The 2,628-nt window shown below is 27.1% G+C and carries 4 protein-coding genes; all 4 read right to left on the minus strand.

Going from position 1 to position 2,628, the window contains the following annotated elements:
- Positions 1-25 precede the first annotated feature (25 nt).
- Positions 26-718 carry a hypothetical protein gene (locus OL66_RS00175; protein WP_034171988.1) on the minus strand — a complete coding sequence of 231 codons (693 nt, stop codon included), beginning with the start codon at positions 716-718 and terminating at the stop codon, positions 26-28.
- Between the two features lie 207 nt (positions 719-925).
- The gene (locus OL66_RS03570; RefSeq protein WP_156956332.1) at positions 926-1,204 is read right to left on the minus strand and encodes a hypothetical protein; all 279 of its coding nucleotides are present in this window, start codon (positions 1,202-1,204) and stop codon (positions 926-928) included.
- Positions 1,173-1,973: a hypothetical protein gene (locus OL66_RS00185; protein ID WP_034171990.1), complete on the minus strand. Its 801-nt coding sequence runs from the start codon at positions 1,971-1,973 to the stop codon at positions 1,173-1,175. Before OL66_RS00185 ends, OL66_RS03570 begins: the two co-directional genes overlap by 32 nt.
- 283 nt (positions 1,974-2,256) lie before the next feature.
- On the minus strand, positions 2,257-2,628 hold a 372-nt coding region (locus tag OL66_RS00190), incomplete at its 5' end, for a hypothetical protein (protein WP_034171991.1).

Raw genomic sequence — 2,628 nt, forward strand, 5'->3', positions numbered from 1 at the left:
TTTCTATTATAAAGATATTAAATTATTATTTATTTTGTTTTTTAACGTAAAGAACTGTTCCTACAGTTGAGAAAAGAACAAGTAATACTAAACAAACATATACTAAAACTTCTTTTGTATTAGTGCCTTTAGTTTCTTTTTCTTCAGTTGTGGTTTGTGTAGGTTTAGGAGTTTCTTTTTGTGTAGAGTTTTGAGTAGTTTGAGCTTGAGCTTCAGTTTCAGCATCAACTGTTTCTTTAGCAGTTTGAACTGTTTTTTCAAGATTTTCAGTAAGTTTTTCTTTGTTTAAAGTTTCGGTTAATTCAGTTTCAACTTGAGTTTTTTCAGCTGGAGTTAATTCTAATTTATCAACTTCAGCTTTAAGTAAATCTTCAACTACTTCTTTAACCTCATCATCAAGTTTTTTTGTAAAATGTGCTTCTTTTTCCAAAGTTTCTTTTAATTTAGCAACAACTGCTTCTTTATCTGTTTGTTGTACAAATAAATCTGCTTTGCTTTCACACACAACTGTTAAAAATTGGTCCAAATTAACAAAATCATTTAAAATACCTAAAACATCTGAATTAACGTCGTTGTTTTTGAGTAATTGAATTAATTTTTCCTTAACTGTTGCTTTATCAAATGTTGCTCCAAGTGTATTTACTGCGTCTTGAAACTTGGAAACTGTTGCTAATTGAGTTGCTAATTTGTTTTTGTCTAAATTAGTTACTCCAGACATTTCCCCAAATTTATTAGTAACATATAATGAGTCTGATTGTTCAAAAAATAAAGTTGGTGTATGGTCTAATAATTCTTGAGTGAATTCTTTAAAAGCGGCTTGAACTTCATCAGCTTTTACTAATGTAACTGTTGGTTTGTCAGTTTCTTTAGTTTCTACTTTAGTTACTTCGTTATCAACTTTAGTTGTAACAGTTGTTTTTGCACCTTAAACTTGAGTTTCTACTACTTCGGTTTTAACAACTGTAATGCCATCAGCTCCAAAAGTTTGAACTGTTACTTTGTTAAGTGGTGGTTCAGTAGTTGTTGTAGTTTTAACGCCGTTTTTAGTTACTGTTACAACTTCTTTAGTAACTACAACGTCTTTTTTAGTGGTTGTTACAGCTGTTGGAAAAGTATTGCCTCCTTCGGTAAGAGTTCCTTGAGTTTGAAAAACGCTTACTTCATTTTCAACTTTATTTTTTTGAAGCTTGGACTTCTTCTTCAAGTGTTTTTTCAAATTTTTTGTTACTATCAAAAGTTTTCATTGCTTCTGCAACAACTTTAGCTTGTTTATCTGTATCTTGCTTAAATTGTTTTTTGGCTTCTTCTTCCAATAATTCTTTAACAGCAGCTTTAACTGCTTCTGCCACATTTCCAAATGTTTTTTTGTCAGTTACAACTGAAAGTGTTTTTGTCACCATCTTTTTAGCAACTGCTTCTTTAAATACATCTTGTGTAACATATAAAGCTGCTTTATCTTTATAGAAAAAATTCATAAAATTTTCATCCCCAAAAAGATTATTTGTTACAAAAGTGGAAAGAGTCGCGCTTTGGGTGGGATTTAATTTGTATTCGTTCAATTTGCCTTTAAATTTTGCATGAAGACCCTGCGCTCCATCTAGTTCGTAGTTTGTTGTTTCTGTAAGAGAGTCTACATAAGTTTTAAATGATCCAAAATCTTTTAATAAATAATTTACCAATTGGACTTTGTGATTAGTAGGAACAGAAGGACCTTGTCCTGAAGTCGATGTTAAAGTAAAAGTTTTATCAAAAGCATCATTTTGGTCTTGTTCATTACCAAAATATTTAGCTGCTTGTTCTTTTGCTAAATCATGAGCTAATTTATCAAAGGCTTTTTCAACTGCCTCTGTTTTGGAGTATTTTTCTCCCCAAACAATATTACTATTCATCATATTAAAAGTAAAAAATAAACTTAATAAAGATAATACATATACTAAACGATTTGTTTTTTTATTGACTGTGTCTGTTGGCATTTTTGTTATTATGCACCTTTCTTTCTTTTTTCTTTCTTTATTTTTATACAAATATACAAAAAATAGCATATTATTAATGAGAGTGAATTTTGAATAATTAATAAAATGCTATTAATTATATTATACCTCACAAAAAAAGAAAATAAAAATGCAAAAATTTTGAAGATAGTTTTAATATGTGAAATATAATAAAAAAATACCTAAATTAGGTAGTTCTTTTAGTTTAAAAATATATTTAATTATTTAATGTTTTTATTTAATGATTGAAAAATAAATTAAAGGTTTATTTTTTGCAATCTAAAATATTTTGAATTTGTTGAGGTAATTGTTTATAGATATTTGTCCAATTTTCATTAAACATTTTTTGACATTTACGAATTTTGGATTTTAATTGTGACATTATATTTTTAACTTGATCTTGATTGGATTCATTTAAAATTAATGTGTTTTTTATATTTTCAGATTCTTCATTAGTTGTTAAAAGTCTTAAATTAGTATAAATTAAATGTTTTATTTTGTTAATATTAACTTTTTTTGGATTGGTTTTCATAGAATATAAAAAATGGAATTTATCATATCCAATAGGACAACAAACACCTTTTTCATCAATGAAAAAAAATATTCTTTCAATATTGTTAATTCTTATTTGGTAAAC

Source organism: Chrysanthemum yellows phytoplasma, assembly GCF_000803325.1.
In the GTDB taxonomy this organism is placed as follows: domain Bacteria; phylum Bacillota_I; class Bacilli_A; order Acholeplasmatales; family Acholeplasmataceae; genus Phytoplasma; species Phytoplasma asteris.

What these genes read in the sequence shown, in the direction of transcription:
- OL66_RS00175 (WP_034171988.1), bottom strand. Translation starts at nt 718, where the DNA reads ATGTCTGGAGTAACTAATTTAGACAAAAACAAATTAGCAACTCAATTA.
- OL66_RS00185 (WP_034171990.1), bottom strand. Translation starts at nt 1,973, where the DNA reads ATGCCAACAGACACAGTCAATAAAAAAACAAATCGTTTAGTATATGTA.